Annotated in this window: 18 protein-coding genes; 17 read left to right on the top strand and 1 reads right to left on the bottom strand. The window is 63.1% G+C overall.

Features of this window, described 5'->3' with window-relative positions:
* The first annotated feature begins 59 nt into the window (after positions 1–59).
* The 6 genes from BMZ43_RS18445 to BMZ43_RS18420 all read left to right on the top strand — a co-directional run bounded on the left by BMZ43_RS18445 (position 60) and on the right by BMZ43_RS18420 (position 6,018).
* A complete protein-coding gene (locus BMZ43_RS18445; protein WP_218189461.1) occupies positions 60–368 on the top strand; it encodes a hypothetical protein in 309 nt (102 codons plus the stop codon).
* 2 nt (positions 369–370) lie between these two features.
* Entirely contained in the window at positions 371–2,536 is a 2,166-nt protein-coding gene (gene traD, locus BMZ43_RS18440) for a type IV conjugative transfer system coupling protein TraD (protein WP_093255566.1), read from the top strand.
* Positions 2,533–3,015 (top strand): hypothetical protein, encoded by a 483-nt coding sequence (locus tag BMZ43_RS18435; RefSeq protein WP_093255563.1) that lies wholly within the window; start codon positions 2,533–2,535, stop codon positions 3,013–3,015. The genes traD and BMZ43_RS18435 overlap by 4 nt, the downstream gene beginning before the upstream one ends.
* Positions 3,015–3,761, top strand: a complete 747-nt coding sequence (locus tag BMZ43_RS18430) for a TIGR03747 family integrating conjugative element membrane protein (protein WP_093255561.1) — start codon at positions 3,015–3,017, stop codon at positions 3,759–3,761. The genes BMZ43_RS18435 and BMZ43_RS18430 overlap by 1 nt, the downstream gene beginning before the upstream one ends.
* Positions 3,762–3,868: 107 nt before the next feature.
* On the top strand, positions 3,869–5,326 hold the full coding sequence (locus tag BMZ43_RS18425; protein ID WP_093255557.1) for a UvrD-helicase domain-containing protein: 1,458 nt from the start codon (positions 3,869–3,871) through the stop codon (positions 5,324–5,326).
* 29 nt (positions 5,327–5,355) lie between these two features.
* A complete protein-coding gene (locus BMZ43_RS18420; protein WP_093255554.1) occupies positions 5,356–6,018 on the top strand; it encodes a competence protein CoiA in 663 nt (220 codons plus the stop codon).
* Positions 6,019–6,039: 21 nt separating this feature from the next.
* Here BMZ43_RS18420 and BMZ43_RS18415 read toward each other — a convergent pair whose 3' ends face one another.
* Positions 6,040–6,336, bottom strand: a complete 297-nt coding sequence (locus BMZ43_RS18415) for a hypothetical protein (protein ID WP_093255551.1) — start codon at positions 6,334–6,336, stop codon at positions 6,040–6,042.
* Between the two features lie 150 nt (positions 6,337–6,486).
* On the opposite strand from BMZ43_RS18415, the gene BMZ43_RS18410 reads away from it, so the two are divergent.
* The 11 genes from BMZ43_RS18410 (at position 6,487) to BMZ43_RS18360 (ending at position 15,140) form a co-directional block, all read left to right on the top strand.
* Complete coding sequence (locus BMZ43_RS18410) at positions 6,487–6,816, top strand: hypothetical protein (protein ID WP_093255549.1); 330 nt, start codon at positions 6,487–6,489, stop codon at positions 6,814–6,816.
* 164 nt (positions 6,817–6,980) lie between these two features.
* Complete coding sequence (locus tag BMZ43_RS18405) at positions 6,981–7,277, top strand: integrative conjugative element protein, RAQPRD family (protein WP_256563031.1); 297 nt, start codon at positions 6,981–6,983, stop codon at positions 7,275–7,277.
* The gene (locus BMZ43_RS18400; RefSeq protein ID WP_093255544.1) at positions 7,274–7,513 is read left to right on the top strand and encodes a TIGR03758 family integrating conjugative element protein; all 240 of its coding nucleotides are present in this window, start codon (positions 7,274–7,276) and stop codon (positions 7,511–7,513) included. The genes BMZ43_RS18405 and BMZ43_RS18400 overlap by 4 nt, the downstream gene beginning before the upstream one ends.
* A gap of 18 nt (positions 7,514–7,531) precedes the next feature.
* Positions 7,532–7,897, top strand: coding sequence for a TIGR03745 family integrating conjugative element membrane protein (locus BMZ43_RS18395; RefSeq protein ID WP_093255542.1), 366 nt, complete (start codon positions 7,532–7,534; stop codon positions 7,895–7,897).
* Between the two features lie 15 nt (positions 7,898–7,912).
* The gene (locus BMZ43_RS18390; RefSeq protein WP_093255538.1) at positions 7,913–8,293 is read left to right on the top strand and encodes a TIGR03750 family conjugal transfer protein; all 381 of its coding nucleotides are present in this window, start codon (positions 7,913–7,915) and stop codon (positions 8,291–8,293) included.
* Complete coding sequence (locus tag BMZ43_RS18385; protein WP_093255535.1) at positions 8,290–8,946, top strand: PFL_4703 family integrating conjugative element protein; 657 nt, start codon at positions 8,290–8,292, stop codon at positions 8,944–8,946. The genes BMZ43_RS18390 and BMZ43_RS18385 overlap by 4 nt, the downstream gene beginning before the upstream one ends.
* The gene (locus BMZ43_RS18380) at positions 8,943–9,860 is read left to right on the top strand and encodes a TIGR03749 family integrating conjugative element protein (RefSeq protein ID WP_093255529.1); all 918 of its coding nucleotides are present in this window, start codon (positions 8,943–8,945) and stop codon (positions 9,858–9,860) included. The genes BMZ43_RS18385 and BMZ43_RS18380 overlap by 4 nt, the downstream gene beginning before the upstream one ends.
* A complete protein-coding gene (locus tag BMZ43_RS18375; RefSeq protein ID WP_093255527.1) occupies positions 9,844–11,364 on the top strand; it encodes a TIGR03752 family integrating conjugative element protein in 1,521 nt (506 codons plus the stop codon). Before BMZ43_RS18380 ends, BMZ43_RS18375 begins: the two co-directional genes overlap by 17 nt.
* On the top strand, positions 11,342–11,788 hold the full coding sequence (locus BMZ43_RS18370) for a TIGR03751 family conjugal transfer lipoprotein (protein ID WP_093255523.1): 447 nt from the start codon (positions 11,342–11,344) through the stop codon (positions 11,786–11,788). The genes BMZ43_RS18375 and BMZ43_RS18370 overlap by 23 nt, the downstream gene beginning before the upstream one ends.
* Complete coding sequence (locus tag BMZ43_RS18365) at positions 11,788–14,835, top strand: conjugative transfer ATPase (protein WP_256563022.1); 3,048 nt, start codon at positions 11,788–11,790, stop codon at positions 14,833–14,835. The genes BMZ43_RS18370 and BMZ43_RS18365 overlap by 1 nt, the downstream gene beginning before the upstream one ends.
* The gene (locus tag BMZ43_RS18360; protein ID WP_093255695.1) at positions 14,832–15,140 is read left to right on the top strand and encodes a hypothetical protein; all 309 of its coding nucleotides are present in this window, start codon (positions 14,832–14,834) and stop codon (positions 15,138–15,140) included. Before BMZ43_RS18365 ends, BMZ43_RS18360 begins: the two co-directional genes overlap by 4 nt.
* Positions 15,141–15,194: the final 54 nt, after the last annotated feature.

Genomic DNA, 15,194 nt, shown 5'->3' with positions numbered 1-15,194 from the left:
CCAGCTCTCAGACTCCACACTCAGCCGCTGATGATGCCTATAAGCCGGATGCGCATGGCGTGAGTCCATCTCAGGATGAACGCCTCGGTTACCCCGTCACCTTCGGCCCAACACGGTCAGGTGCTTCCTTCTATCTGACAATGGTCATTCGCTTACCTGACCATCAAAAGGCACGCGCCGCCCTGGCTGGCGACGTCGAGGTCCTGGTCGATCTCCATGGTGGCGAGATCACCCGGCGTTCTCTGGACGATGAGATGACGCTCTGCGAGCGCTTCGAAGCAGCGCTGCCGCCCGGTGCGGCCGAAGCCATTCGCGAGGAGCACGCCGCTGGCCTGACGCTGCCACGCGCTGGCGAGCTGGAGCGCTAACCATGGCTCGTAATCATGCCCTAGACACGCTGCTGCGGCCTGCGGTGGAGCTCTACACCGTGCAGGTGTGCCTGGCTCTGGCCTTCCTGTGCGTCTTCGCACCCTGGGCCGTTGCTCTGACGCCGCTGTTCGGCCTGGTCACGGCCGTCGCTTTCGTCGGCTTCGGGGTCTACCGCTTGCGTCAAGCACTACGCGTGCTCCGATACCGGCGCAACATTCGGCGCCTGTCGTTCTACAGAATGACCAGCAAGGAGATCCCGGTCAGCAATGAGCGGCTGTTCATTGGTAAGGGCTTCCGCTGGGAGCAGAAACACACTCAGCGCCTGGTCGACACCTACCTGCCGCAGTACGCGCCCTATGTGGGGCCGTCGGAATGGACCAACAAGGCGCGGCGCCTCGAGGCACGCCTGGAGTTCGCGCCCTTCCCGCTCACTCTGCTGGCCAAGGCCACCGCCTGGGACAACGCGGCGAACCCGTTCCGACCGCTGCCTCCGGTGGGCGGCCTGCCGCGCCTGCATGGCATTGAGCCCGAGGAACACGACGTCACCCTGCCGCTGGGCGAGCGAGTGGGTCATTCCATCGTTCTGGGCACCACACGGGTGGGCAAGACGCGCCTGGCCGAGCTCTTCATCACCCAGGACATCCGCCGCAAGCGGCGCGGCCAGCATGAGGTGGTGATCGTCTTCGACCCCAAGGGCGATGCTGACCTCCTCAAGCGCATGTACGTCGAGTGCGAGCGCGCCGGCCGGGCCAATGAGTTCTATGTCTTCCACCTGGGCTGGCCGGACCAGTCCGCACGTTACAACGCGGTGGGCCGCTTTGGTCGGATCTCTGAGGTGGCCACCCGCGTCGCCGGCCAGCTGTCCAGTGAGGGCAACTCGGCGGCGTTCAAGGAATTCGCTTGGCGCTTCGTCAACATCATCGCCCGGGCTCTGGTCGCCCTCGGCCGGCGGCCGGACTACCTGCAGATCCAGCAGCACGTGATCAACATCGAAGGGCTGTTCCTGGAATACGCCCAGAAATACTTCGATGAGCACGACCCCAAGGCATGGGAGAAGATCATCTTCATCGAGAGCAAGCTCAACGATAAGAACGTCCCCTTCAACATGAAGGGCCGACCGCTGCGGGTCATCGCCATCGACCAGTATCTGAACCAGACGCGCGTGCTGGATCCGGTCATGGATGGCCTGCGCAGTGCAGTGCGCTACGACAAGACCTACTTCGACAAGATCGTCGCCTCGCTGCTGCCGTTGCTGGAGAAACTCACCACCGGCCGCATGGCCGAGCTGATCGCCCCCGACTACCACGACGTCAACGACCCCCGGCCGATCTTCGATTGGATGCAGGTGGTGCGCAGACGCGCCGTGGTCTACGTCGGCCTGGACGCCCTCTCCGACACCGAGGTCGCCGCGGCGGTCGGCAACTCCATGTTCTCCGACCTGGTCTCGGTTGCCGGCCACATCTACAAGTACGGCATCGATGATGGCTTGCCCGGCGAGGCCAGCAGCAAGGTGGCCATCAACCTCCACGCCGACGAGTTCAACGAGCTGATTGGCGACGAGTTCATCCCCATGATCAACAAGGGCGGTGGTGCCGGCCTGCAGGTCACGGCCTACACCCAGACCCTGTCCGACATCGAGGCCAAGATTGGCAACCGCGCCAAGGCCGGGCAGATCATCGGCAACTTCAACAACCTCTTCATGCTGCGGGTGCGTGAGACAGCCACAGCCGAGCTGCTCACCAACCAGCTGCCCAAGGTCCAAGTTTTCACCGCCACGCCGGCAAGCAGCGCAAGCGACGCCGTCAACGGCAAGACTGCCTTCACCTCCAATACTCACGACCAGCTCAGCGCCACCAGTGTGCCCATGCTGGAGCCGGCTCATGTAGTGGGACTACCCAAGGGCCAGTGCTACGCGCTGATCGAGGGGGGCAACCTGTGGAAGGTGCGGATGCCCCTGCCGGCGGTGGATCCGGATGAAGCGATGCCCAAGGACCTGCAGGAGCTCGCGGAGAAGATGCGCAAGGCCTACCAGGTGGGTCAGGCCACCGGCAGCGAGTGGTGGGAAGCTCCTGGCCAGCGCCGGGTCGCGGACGAACTGCCCCTGGACCTGCAGGACGACTTCCGGCAGATGGCCCAAGGCGCCGCTGACGAAGGAGACGCGGCATGACCGGCGACCTCAATCATGCCCGCCTCGTCGCCCTGGGCGCCGCCTGGCTGCGCCGGCAGGGCTTTCCCCTCGTCGCCACCGAGCTGCGGTGCTTTGGCTCACGCGAGCAGCCGGATGTGCTGGGCTTTCGCAGCAACTGCTCGACGTTGATCGAAGTGAAGATCAGCCGAGCCGACTTCCTGGCCGATCGCAACAAGCCCGAGCGTGCCGCCGGCGGCCTTGGGCTCTACCGCTTCTACCTCTGTCCCGAGGGGCTGCTGCAGGCGGCGGATCTCCCGTCGGGCTGGGGTCTGCTGGTGGCCACCGGCCGCCAGGTGACCGAGGTCGTGCGACCACGCGGCAACCTCTGGCCACCAGCCGGCCGAGCCGGCGGAACCGAGTGGGAAGCCTTCCAGAACCAGCCGGATCTTGCCGCCGAGCGCCAAGCGCTCTTCTCTATCGCCCGGCGCGCCAGTGCCGCTCCCAGAGGACGCCGCTAATGGCCGACGTCGCCCAACGCGCTCAGCAACAGCAGGGCAAAGAGCAGACATTCATTGGGTCGGTGCTCAGCTTCCCCTTCCACTTCATCGGCGTGATGTTCCTGTCCCTGGGTGGCGCCATCGTGGTGGACTGGCTCTGCCTGCACTTCTTCTGGCCGGAGGCTGGCTGGCACCATGCCAAGGGCATGCTCGATCACGAGCTGGGCTGGCTGTCTCAGGGCTTTCTCTCCAGCGTTGTGGTTCAGGAGCCCGGGCGGACGGCGACCTGGCTGGTAGGGCTGCTCTATGACTGGCTGTTCGTAAAGACCGGCCTGGTCCAGTGGCTGACCGGGATGCAGCAACTGGCGGCTGCCGGCCCGCGGAGCGAGCTCGATGTGCGCTACCTGGCCGCACAGAGTGTCACGACGGTGCAGACCTACGGTCTGTCCGCCCTGTTCACTGTGTTGGTGTTCTGCGTGCGCCTGGTGATCCTGGTCTTGGCGGTACCGCTCTTCGCCATGGCCGCCCTGGTCGGTTTCATCGACGGCCTGGTGCGGCGGGACATCCGCAAGTTCAGCGCGGGCCGCGAGTCGAGCTACTTCTACCACAAGGCCCGCAGCACGATGCTGCCGCTCGCCTTGCTACCCTGGTCGCTGTACCTCGCACTGCCTGTCAGTGTGAGCCCGCTCCTGGTGCTGCTGCCGTGTGCGGCGCTGCTCGCTCTGTCGGTGAACCTTACAACCGCTTCGTTCAAGAAATACCTGTAGCCGCCGGCCTGCTCCGCGGCCGCCACCAGGCCAAGAGCAGCAGCCTCACACCCATGAATATGCAGGGGTGGTATTGAAACCCTGTCCCAGTCGATCTGGAGTTACCCATGCAGTGGACCGCCGAGCAAGCCCCCGCCATCGCGTCAAATGCCCGCAAGCTGCTGATCCAGGCCTTTGCCGGCACCGGCAAGACCACCACCCTGGTGGGCTACGCCAGCGCCCATGCGGACGTGCAGATGCTCTACCTTTGCTACAACAAGTCGGTGGAGATGGCGGCGAAGAATCGCTTTCCGCGCAACGTCACCTGCAAGACCGCCCACGGCCTCGCCTATGCGGTCTACGGTACCCAGTACCAGCACAAGCAGGCGGGCAACCTGCGCATCACCGAGGTCGCGCGGGTGCTGGACACTCAGGACTGGGAGCTGGCCCGGGACGTGGTCAACACCCTCAACACCTTCATGGCCAGCGCCGACATGGCCCTGGACAGTCGTCACTTCGCCCGCTACGACGGCCGCGGCCTGACGCCGCTGCAGGAGCGGCGTGTCACCCAGGTGGTGGGCATGGCCATCAGCGTCTGGAAGCGCATGATCGACCTACAGGACGCCGGCGTGCAGATCACTCACGACGGCTATCTCAAGCTCTACCAGATGAGCCGTCCGGACCTGTCCAACCGCTTCGGCGCCATCCTGCTCGATGAGGGGCAGGACGTGAACCCGGTAATCGCCGACCTGGTGCAGCGGCAGCGCACCATCCAGGTCATGGTCGGCGATCGCCACCAGCAGCTCTACCGCTTCCGCGGCGCCGAGGACGCCCTGAGCACGCCGTGGATGGCAGATGCCGAGAAGCACTACCTGACTCAGTCATTCCGCTTCGGCCCAGCCGTGGCCCACGTGGCCAACGTCATTCTGTCGTTCAAGGGCGAGACAGTGCAGCTGCAGGGCCTTGGCCAACGCACCCTGGTGAAGCGCTCGCTGCCTGAGGACCTCGCTCACCGGACCTGGCTGCATCGCACCGTCAGTGGTGTGATCGAGAACGCCCTACGCCTTGAGAAGCAGGGCGGCCACCGCATGTTCTGGATTGGCGGGATCGACAGCTACTCGCTGCGCGAGCTCGAGGACCTGTTCCAGTTCAGCCGAGGTCGTAATGACCTGGTGCAGCAGAAGAAGCTCTTACGCGACTACCGGGACTTCGAGCAGTACCAGGAGATCGCCAAGGCCACCCAGGATCCAGAGATGCAGCGCTCGGTGCGGATCATCGAGGCCTACTTCGACCTGCCCAAGCGCATCGAGCAGCTGCGGCGCTGCGCGGTGGCCAGCGAGTTAGATGCCACCGTCACCCTGACTACCGCGCATAAGGCTAAGGGCTTGGAATGGGACTTCGTAGGGCTCTATGACGATTTCAGCGCGGATCCTTTGGCACCGGAGATCGACCGAGCCAGCCGAGACGATGAGCTGAACCTGCTGTACGTGTCGGTGACCCGGGCTATGCAGATCTTGGCGCTCAACTCGCTGGTCATCGATATCATGCAGAAGTACAAGGAAACGCATGGCAGCATCGCCACGTAAGCCCCAATCCCCCTAGAAGGAACTATCAAATGCGCTTTGCCAACGTGGACGGCACTCGATCAGAAGCCCAGCCCAAACTGAGAGGTATCTGCCGAGGTTGCGGGGAAGAGGTCATCGCGAAATGCGGAAAGCACGTTGTCTGGCACTGGGCGCACCGCTCGCTCGCAAACTGCGATAGTTGGTGGGAAGCCGAAACGAAGTGGCATCGAGCGTGGAAAAATCAATTTCCATCCGACTGGCAGGAAACCATCCTGCATGACACCACGAAGGGTGAGAAACACATCGCTGACGTCAAAACGGCACACGGTGTCGTCGTGGAATTTCAAAGATCCTCGATTGATCCTGCCGAGGTGAAGCTTAGAGAGCAATTTTACCAGCGAATGGTTTGGGTGATTGACGGATCCAAAAATGAGCTTGATCAAGCGAACTTTGCTATGTCGATAAGTCGGGTAAACGAACACGCTATGGCAGGCTTGCGTTGGTACGGAAGAAGCAAGCTCTTCGCCCGCTGGCATACGACTACGCCAGTGTTCATCGATTTCGGCGAAGAATACGGCTTCTGGCGGGTATGTAGGTTCGATCCCGAAACCAAGAAGGGTGTGGTGATGTTTGTAGACCGCGCTCTATTCGTTGAAGCGCTGACAACTGGTCAGTCTGATTTCAGCAGCGGCGGTGGCCCGGCGTCGAAATGACGTGCAAGTCCGTACGGCATTCTAAGGTCGCTGAGATCGCTGAATCCTCTCGGCAACCGCCCCGGCTATTCGACGTCGAGGCTTTTGTTTGTGCTTGAGGTACTCGGATCGGCACTGGTCGAACAGCTTGGCCGCAGCTTTCAGTAGGAGCTTGCTCTGCGGCGGAGTGATCCGGTCGAAGTCCAGCATGGCCAGAATGTAGCCCTCGAGCTGCTCGTACAGCTTGGCCAGATGCCCCAGGCCCATGATGGCCATGGCGTGGGTCAGGTCCCGCCAGCGTTGTTTGGCTTCTTCGGGGAGAAACGCAATGTCGGTCATACGACCTCCCGTGATTTTTCTGATGACAGCATAGCCAAGCGGTTTGTTCGACGCACTGATCGTAACCTCTTGATACCCAGATACGGTTTCGCCTGGTGTGGTTGCAGTGGACCACAGGACGATGGCCAACCCATCGAACTGGAGCCGTCCATGTCCCCTGCCCGCTTCGAATACCACACCGAATTCGCGCCCCTTACCTACCGCGTCCAAGAGCGCGGCTGGCTGCTGTTCAAGCACGAAGAGCAGACCGGCACACCTGACATCGCGGCTTTCCTGGCCGATCCGGAGCGACAGGCACGGCTACAGGTCCTCGGCGCCGATGGCTGGGAATTGGTCAGCGTACAACCGGTGCTGGAAGGCCGCGCCCAGATCGGTCAGCAGACCGCTCAAGGCAACCAGGGCTGGGGTGTTGGCTACGCGGTGGCCACCGGCTTTCTGCTGTTCTTCAAGCGCCTTATTGCCCCTTCGCAGAGCCAGTAACCAAGCGGGTTTGCAACCTATTTGGGTGCAGTAATGGTTTCCCGCTGACCTCGCCTTCGGCCCTCGGCATCCTGTGCGGCATCCACCCGCTAGCCCAGGGCCATGCTGTGAAACTGTCCTCCTACCCTCGCACGACAAACCACCGCTTCGCCCTTGCCGGCAGCCTGGCCATCGCGCTCGGGATCCTGACGAGCCAGGCCCAGGCCGCTGGTACGGCCTCCGAGCAGGCCAACGTCGATGTCATGATCCGCCAGCTCAATGCCGTCGAGGCTGTTGCCCGGCGCAGTGCCGAGTTGCCCAGCGATGGCAGCACCCGCTACCGCCTGGACTACAACCGCCTGGCCGCCGACATCGCGCGGATCCGTCAGGGTCTGCAGGACTATCTGGCACCGAGCCGCGCCCAACCGCGCGATGCGGCCGAGCTCTCCGGTCAGTACCAGCGCGAAGGCACGCAGCCATGAGCATGACCGCAGCGCAGACCTCTGCCTTTCAGGCGGCGAGCGGTATTCCGCCCTCCGCCAGCAACCTGTTCTGGCTCTCCGCGGCGATGGCCGTCACCACCCTCTGGTTCGCCTGGCTTGCCATCAGCCTCTACAAGGGCTGGGCGAATCAGAACCTCAAACCCGCCACTGCCAAGGGCGCCCTTATCAAGGGGCTGATCCTCTACTTCGTCCTGTCCTGGCTGATTTTGCATTAACCCCTCGAGGATAAATCCATGCTGTCCCTCAAACGTCTGTCCACCCTCGGCGCCCGCGCCAGAGCACAAGCCGTCCTGGCAAGCGCCGCCCTGCTTCCGTCGATCAGCCAAGCCGCCCTTCCCCAAGCGCAAGCGCCCTCGCGCGGTGAAGGTGCTACCTGGCTCGAAACGCTCAAGAACTACGGCTACGACGGCTTCATGCTGATTGCACTGGCCCTGTGCGCCTTCTGCCTGATTGTCGTGGCGGCTCACGGCATCGGTGTCTATCACGAAATCCACACGGGGAAGAAAACCTGGAAAGACCTCGGTGCGACCGTTGTGGTCGGCGTGATCCTCATTGGCCTGGTGATTTTTATCGTCACCAAAGCCAGCGGCATCATGTAAGGCAGGGCGGCGCAGATGGACATCACCCAGGACCTGCATGAGGACGGCACGCTTCGCTTCTTGCCGAATCGACTCAATACCCAACCCGTCGTCACGGGCGGCCTGACCACCGACGAGATGTTCGCCACCGTCATCGTCTGCGCCTCCTTCGGCTTTGTAGTCGGCATCCCCTTGGCGTTTTTCACATCACCGGCCATGCCGATCTTTTCTGCGCTGGCCTGTGGTTCCCTGGGCCTCGTGCTCGCCGGACGCCTGCTACGTCGCTGGAAGCGTGGCCGACCGGAAACGTGGTTGTGGCGGCAAGTTGAGTGGCGCCTGGCCCATTGGGGCATTGCCGGCCGCCGCCTGGTGATCCGTAGCGGAAGCTGGACCTGCAAGCGGATGGCAGGACTATGAGTCGCGCCTGGAAGCTGTCCGATTCGCAGCGCGCCCACATCACGACCCTGCGCCTAGCCCTGGGCCTAATGACCGGTATCGCCATATGGAATGGCTACGGCTGGTCCACGGCGCCGAAGGACCTGACAGTGCACGTTCCGCCGGACCTGCGGTCGGGCAGCACGCGCCCCTGGTGGGAGATACCGCCTGAGTCGATCTATGCCTACGCCTTCTACATCTTCCAGCAAATGAACAGCTGGCCATCCGACGGCGAGAAGAATTACAGCGACAACATCGCCCGGCTGGCTAACTTCATCACGCCTTCCTGCAAGGTCTACCTGGAGGGCGATGAAGCGCTTAAACGCAACGCCGGCGAATTGCGCAGGCGCGTACGCAACGTGGCGGAGATCCCTGGTTCAGGCTACGGCGATGATCCGACCCGGCGCGTCCAGGTGCTGGGTAATAGCGAGTGGACCGTCATGCTCGACGTCGTGGCGAACGAGTACCTGGGCGGCGAGAAGGTTAAGACGGCGCTCACGCGCTACCCCCTCCACGTCGTCAGAGCCGATGTCGATCCTGAGAAAAACCCCTGGGGCATGAAGTGGGACTGCTACAGCGGTCAGCCGCAGCGGATCGAGGCCGGCGTCGAAGTTAAAGCCCGAGGTACACCATGAGGTCCAGTCATTCCCTCGCCCTGGTGCTGGGCGGCCTGGTGCTGAGCAGCCTCGCCCAGGCCATCGAGATCCGCAAATGGGAGCGCGTCCCCATGGCCATCCCCTTGGTGGTGGGCCAGGAGCGGATCCTGTTCGTCGACGCCAACGTCCGCGTCGGCGTGCCCCCTGCGATCGCCGACAAGATCCGGGTGCAAAGCACCGGCGGTGCCATTTACCTGCTGGCCAAGGACGCTATCGAACCCAGCCGCCTGCAGCTGCAGAACGCGGCCACCGGCGAGATCATGCTGGCCGACATCGCGGCTACCCCCGCTCAAGAAGGCCATGCGCCGCTGGAGGCCATCAAGATCGTGCCAGGCGATACCACGCCGACCCGATATGGCCAGGCAGCCTCGACCAGTGGAAGCAGTGCCCCGAAGGCCGCAGCAAAGACCAGCAGCCAGGCTGATGAGGATGACGACGAACCGGCCCCGCCCAAGCGCGAGACACCGATCCCTGTCGTGCTCACGCGGTATGCCGCCCAGATGCTCTATGCGCCGCTCCGTACGGTGGAGCCGGTCGACGGCGTCGCCCAGGTCAAGGTGGACAAGCGCCTGGATCTGTCGACGCTGCTGCCAGCCCTGCCCGTTGAGGCCAGCCAGTTGGGTGCCTGGCGGTTGGACGACCATTGGGTGACTGCCGTAAAGCTGCGTAACCAAACCGGTCAGCGCCTAGCCCTGGATCCACGTGAGCTGATGGGCGACTTCGCGACCGCCACCTTCCAGCACCCCTACCTCGGCGCCCGCGGCGATGCCAGCGACACTACGGTGCTTTACCTGGTCACCAAGGACCACGGCCTTGGCCAGTCGCTGCTGCCCAGCCTGAGCGCCGCTGATCCTCGGGTGAGCACGGAGGCACGCCATGCAGCTCAGAAGTAACCCGCTCCTCAAGTACGCCCTGCTACCCATCCTCGTCCTGGTGGTCTTCGTCGGGGTGAAAATGCTCGAACGCGGCAAGCCAACGGAGCCTGAGCAGCCGCAATCCGCCCAGCTCACCCCCGAACAGGCCAAGGCGCTTGGCATTGAAGGTGACACGGCCAATGACACCCTGCGCACTATCGTCGCGGAGAGTCGACAGCTGAAAGAACAGATGAGCAAGGTCCTGAAAGACAACGAAGAGGCCAAGCGGGAGAACGAAGGTCTCAAGGCTCAACTGAGCAACATCAACAGCACGGTCGACAACCGCGTCCAGGCGGGCATCAACCAGGGCATGGAGAATCAGCAGAAGCAGACCCAAGGACTCGTCGATAATTTGCAGAAGCAGCTCAACACCCTGTCGCAGATGGGCAGTCAGTTGGGCGGCGCTGCAGGTTCTGGCGGCGATATGCCTATCGGGCTCGGCATCAACCCGGGCGAAGGCAATCAGTTTAAGAAAGGCAGCGGTAGCTCGGACCTGGTCTGGATCGAGCCACAGGACGGCACGGCGGTCGATGCCAACGGCAAGCCTATCGCTGCCGGCAGTGGCCAGGTGGCCAGTGGCTTCGCCTTCCCAACCTCATTCGGCACCGCTGGCCAGAAGACCCTGGATGCGGCGTCTGGCAGCGCTCAGCGCGTGGCTGATGGCATGGGCGGCGATGAGCAGTCGCGCAAGAAGGTCCGCAAGGTCTACACCCTGCCGCAGAACTCGACGCTGATGGGCTCGGTGTCCATGACCGCCCTGGTGGGCCGCGTGCCGGTCGACGGCACGGTCAACGACCCTTACCCCTTCAAGGTGCTGATCGGCCCCGACAACCTGACCGCCAACGGCATCGATCTTCCCGATGTCGCCGGCGCTGTCGTGAGTGGGACGGCCTCAGGCGACTGGACCCTGTCCTGCGTGCGAGGCCAGATCCGCAGCATGACCTTCGTCTTCACCGACGGCACCGTGCGTACGCTGCCGGCACCGCAAGAGAACGGCGGTCAGCAGAACAACGGCCAGAACAACCAGAACACTTCCAGCAATGGCCAACCGGCTGCTGTTCAGGGCGGTATGGGTTGGATCAGCGATCCCTACGGTATCCCCTGCATCGCCGGTGATCGCCGCAGCAACGCTGCCCAGTACATCGGCTCCCAAGCCCTCATCACAGCCGCTGGCGCCGGCGCGGCCTCACTCATCAAGAGCGATGGCAGCAGCTCGAGCTACGTGCAGACCTCCAGCGGCACCATCGGCACGACCGGGATCTCCGGCAACGAGGCCATGGGCAAGATCCTGAACCAGGGTGTCAGCGACATCTCCACCTGGGTAAACAAGCTCTATGGCCAGGCCTTCGCCGCCATTTATGTCCAGCCCGGGGCGAAAGTAGCCATCCACCTCGACCAGGAGCTGGCCATCGACTACGAACTCAAGGGCCGCAAGGTCGACTATCGCAAGGGAGCCCGCCATGCCTCGGCTGACCTCGACTAATCACGCACGACTACAGATGGCGGCTGTGCTGGCCATGGCACTGCTGGCGAGTGGCTGCTCGGTCAACAAGGAGAAGATGCTGCCCCATGGTGACCAGACCATGATGGACGTCTGGAACGTCGGCACTACCGCCTCAGCCGGCAGCAGCCAGGGACGCCAACTGGTTGATGCCCGGGCGGAGCTGCGCCGTCCGATAGACACGGCCCAGGCCCGCCCGCTGGCGGACAACGCCGGCTATTCGCGCACCGCGCAGAACGAGATCTACAGCCAGTTCAAGCGCCTGCCCAATCCGGACCTGGTCATGTACGTCTTCCCGCACCTGGCGGGCTCGGACCCCGCACCTATTCCCGGCTATACCACCGTTTTTCCGCTCTACCAACGTGTGCAATACGCCATGCCCGGTGAGCGGGTGGAGAACTATTGATGGGCATCCTCGAACGTTTTCGCGGCCGAAAGACCGCACAATCCGTTGCAACTGAAATAGAAGCTGAGCCAACGGTCTCGGCGGAATCAGACCTCGACCTGCGACAGCATGAGCCAGAAGTAGGCCTTTCAGCCCCGCAGCAGGACGCCCCTCCCCATCACCCCCAATCCATCCGCGCTACGCGCGCCTTGGAGGTCGACGAGGAAGCGGCCTATCAGCGCCATTTGGATCGTCTGAGAGCTCATGGCATTCCCGAGCCCGGTGCCTGGATGACCGCTAAGGAGAAGCCTGCGACCGTGGCTGACGTGGCCAAGCTCTACGACGTCAATCCCAGCTTCACTAATCTGCTGCCCTGGATCGAGTACCTGCCCGAGCACCAGGCCATGCTGCTCGAGGACGGCAAGTCGCTGGCAGCCTTTTTCGACATCGTGCCGATCGGCACCGAGGGTCGGTCCCCGGACTGGCTCCGCCAAGCGCGGGATGCCCTGGAGAATGCCCTGCAGGATAGCTTCGATGAGCTCGAGGTCAGTCCCTGGGTCATCCAGATGTACGCCTATGACGAGATCCAGTTCGACAACTTCCTTGAGGGCTTCCGCAGCTACGTGAAGCCGCGTGCCCAAGGCACGGCCTTTACCGAGCTCTACCAGGGGCTGATGAAGCACCACCTCTCAGCCATCTCCAAGCCTGGCGGCCTGTTCGAGGACAAGGTCGTCTCCAAGCTGCCCTGGCGTGGCCAACAACGTCGTGTCCGCCTGGTGGTGTCGCGGCGCAGTGTTGGCGACGGCATGATGCGGGGCCAGGATCCCGCGCTTTACCTGCGCAACACCTGTGAGCGCCTGGTCGGCTCGTTGGCCAACGCCGGCGTCAAAGCCATCCGTATGGAAGAGCGTGCGATCCGGCATTGGCTGCTGCAGTGGTTCAATCCCTGCCCCGATCATCTGGGGACTACGCGCAAGGACCATGACCGCTTCTTCGAGCTGGTGAACACGCCAACCGAGGTCGAGGACGGCACCATCCCCGTACTGGCCAGTGGCACGGACTTCTCACAGTGCCTGCTGTACCGCGAGCCTCGCTCGGACGCAGACAAGGGCATCTGGTTTTTCGATGGCCAGCCTACTCGGGTGATCATGCTCGATCGCCTACGCGAGGCGCCGCGGACGGGGCACCTGACCGGTGAAACCCGCAAGGGCGGTGATGCGCTCAATGCGCTTATGGATAAGCTTCCCGAGGACACGGTGCTGGCCATCACCCTGGTGATCACGCCTCAGGATACGTTGGAAGCCTACCTCAACAACCTGCATAAGAAGGCCGTAGGCGATAATCAAGCCTCAGCTCTGACCCGCGAAGCCATCCAGGACGCCCGCTACCTGATTGGCCGCAAGCACAAGCTCTACAAGGGCAGCGTTGCCTTCTATGTCCGCGGCAAGCACGAGGCCGAGCTGACCCAGCGCTGTATGGACCTGACTAACATCCTGTTGGGCGCCAGCATGGAGCCAGTGCAGCCGGATGATGAGGTCGCTGGTCTTTCCAGCTATCTCAGATGGCTCCCGGCCAACTTCGACCCGAATCAGCCCAGGGCCCTGCAATGGTATGCCCAGATGCTGCTCGTCCAGCACGTGGCCAACCTGGCCCCGGTCTGGGGTCGGCACACCGGCACCGGCCACCCCGGGACTACCCTCTTCAACCGCGGCGGCGCGCCTCTGACGTTCGACCCCTTCAACAAGGAAGATCGTCAGATGAATGCCCATGGCTTTGTCTTCGGTCCCACCGGTGCCGGCAAATCGGCCACGCTCAACAATCTTATGATCCAGTGGCTGGCCAGCTACCGGCCGCGCATGTTCGTCGCCGAGGCCGGCAACAGCTTTGGTCTGCTGGCGGACTTCGCACAGCGTCTGGGCCTGACCGTGCATCGCGTGCGCCTTTCCCCAGGATCCGGTGTCAGCCTGGCGCCCTTTGCTGACGCTATCCGTCTTGCAGACGACCCGGCTCGTGTTGCCGTCCTTGATGCCGAGGACCTGGAGGCGTCGGACCGCAACAGTACCCCTCAGGCCAACCTCGAGGACGATCAGCGCGACGTGCTCGGTGAGATGGAGATCGTAGCACGCCTCATGATTACCGGCGGTGAGGAGAAGGAGGACGCCCGACTGACCCGTGCCGACCGCGCGGCAATCCGTCACGCCATCATCAATGCGGCCAAGACCTGCTCCAAGGCAGAGAAGACCGTGCTGACGAAAGATGTCCGCGATGCCTTAAGCGAGGCAGCGCGAGACGAAGGCCTTCCCGCAGCGCGCCGAGAGCGTCTGCAGGAGATGGCCGAGTCCATGGACATGTTCTGCATGGGCGCCGACGGGGAGATGTTCAACCGCCCCGGCACGCCTTGGCCGGAAGCCGACCTGACCGTGGTGGATTTCGCCACCTACGCCCGAGAGGGCTACCAGGCGCAGCTCGGCATCGCCTACATCTCGCTGCTCAACTCGATCAACAACATCGCCGAACGCGACCAATTCAAGGGTCGTCCGCTGATCAAGCTGACCGACGAAGGCCACATCATCACCAAGCATCCCCTGCTGCTGCCCTATGCCATGAAGATCACCAAGATGTGGCGAAAACTTGGAGCCTGGTTCTGGCTGGCCACCCAGAACATCGACGACATCCCGCTCTCCGGCGCACCGATGCTCAACATGATCGAGTGGTGGATCTGCCTCAACATGCCGCCGGATGAGGTCGAGAAGATTTCCAGATTCCGCTCCCTGACGCCCGCGCAGAAGGAGCTGATGTTGTCAGCGCGCAAGCAAAGCGGTGCCTACACCGAAGGGGTGGTGCTGTCCAAATCTATGGAGATCCTCTTTCGCGCGGTACCGCCCAGTCTATTCCTCGCCCTGGCGATGACTGAGCCTGAGGAGAAGGCTGAACGCGCGCAACTGATGGAGGAGCTCGGCACCGATGAGCTGGGTGCAGCCGTGGCCGTGGCGGCGCGGCTGGATCGGCTACGCGGCATCGAGCCCTATCACTTCGATCTGCCACCCGCTTCGGGGGCATGCGCATGAGGGCAATGGACCGCTTTACCCAGGACCTCATCGACAGCCTGACTAAGCTACTCAGCCAGCCTGGGCAAGACACCCTGACAGCGCTGCAGATCTGCGCACCAGTGCTGATCACCAACCTGCAGGCGGTGAAGGCGCGCGCAGTGGATCGCCGGGAGGTCGAGGCTCAGCTCGATACGGCGCTCAAGGATTGGTTGGCCAAGCATCCGCAGCCGGACGAGGCACAGCAGGCCTTGCTCGAGGCGCTGCATCGAGATGTGCTGGGTCGTGAACCTGATGAAACCGCCCCTAGGGAAGCGTCGGCATGATCAGGAGGTCGCTCTCTGGAAAGCCCGCGGCTCTAGCGCTGGCAATGATCGCCG

Origin of the sequence: Pseudomonas sp. Snoq117.2 (assembly GCF_900110545.1) — a bacterium.
GTDB classification, from domain to species: domain Bacteria; phylum Pseudomonadota; class Gammaproteobacteria; order Pseudomonadales; family Pseudomonadaceae; genus Chryseomonas; species Chryseomonas benzopyrenica.
This window is presented reverse-complemented; position numbering and strand designations above follow the sequence as displayed.

Excerpts from the sequence above, each read along its gene's own strand:
- traD (WP_093255566.1), top strand. The coding sequence starts at position 371 with ATGGCTCGTAATCATGCCCTAGACACGCTGCTGCGGCCTGCGGTGGAG.
- BMZ43_RS18435 (WP_093255563.1), top strand. The coding sequence starts at position 2,533 with ATGACCGGCGACCTCAATCATGCCCGCCTCGTCGCCCTGGGCGCCGCC.
- BMZ43_RS18430 (WP_093255561.1), top strand. The coding sequence starts at position 3,015 with ATGGCCGACGTCGCCCAACGCGCTCAGCAACAGCAGGGCAAAGAGCAG.
- BMZ43_RS18425 (WP_093255557.1), top strand. The coding sequence starts at position 3,869 with ATGCAGTGGACCGCCGAGCAAGCCCCCGCCATCGCGTCAAATGCCCGC.
- BMZ43_RS18420 (WP_093255554.1), top strand. The coding sequence starts at position 5,356 with ATGCGCTTTGCCAACGTGGACGGCACTCGATCAGAAGCCCAGCCCAAA.
- BMZ43_RS18415 (WP_093255551.1), bottom strand. The coding sequence starts at position 6,336 with ATGACCGACATTGCGTTTCTCCCCGAAGAAGCCAAACAACGCTGGCGG.
- BMZ43_RS18410 (WP_093255549.1), top strand. The coding sequence starts at position 6,487 with ATGTCCCCTGCCCGCTTCGAATACCACACCGAATTCGCGCCCCTTACC.
- BMZ43_RS18400 (WP_093255544.1), top strand. The coding sequence starts at position 7,274 with ATGAGCATGACCGCAGCGCAGACCTCTGCCTTTCAGGCGGCGAGCGGT.
- BMZ43_RS18395 (WP_093255542.1), top strand. The coding sequence starts at position 7,532 with ATGCTGTCCCTCAAACGTCTGTCCACCCTCGGCGCCCGCGCCAGAGCA.
- BMZ43_RS18390 (WP_093255538.1), top strand. The coding sequence starts at position 7,913 with ATGGACATCACCCAGGACCTGCATGAGGACGGCACGCTTCGCTTCTTG.
- BMZ43_RS18385 (WP_093255535.1), top strand. The coding sequence starts at position 8,290 with ATGAGTCGCGCCTGGAAGCTGTCCGATTCGCAGCGCGCCCACATCACG.
- BMZ43_RS18380 (WP_093255529.1), top strand. The coding sequence starts at position 8,943 with ATGAGGTCCAGTCATTCCCTCGCCCTGGTGCTGGGCGGCCTGGTGCTG.
- BMZ43_RS18375 (WP_093255527.1), top strand. The coding sequence starts at position 9,844 with ATGCAGCTCAGAAGTAACCCGCTCCTCAAGTACGCCCTGCTACCCATC.
- BMZ43_RS18370 (WP_093255523.1), top strand. The coding sequence starts at position 11,342 with ATGCCTCGGCTGACCTCGACTAATCACGCACGACTACAGATGGCGGCT.
- BMZ43_RS18365 (WP_256563022.1), top strand. The coding sequence starts at position 11,788 with ATGGGCATCCTCGAACGTTTTCGCGGCCGAAAGACCGCACAATCCGTT.
- BMZ43_RS18360 (WP_093255695.1), top strand. The coding sequence starts at position 14,832 with ATGAGGGCAATGGACCGCTTTACCCAGGACCTCATCGACAGCCTGACT.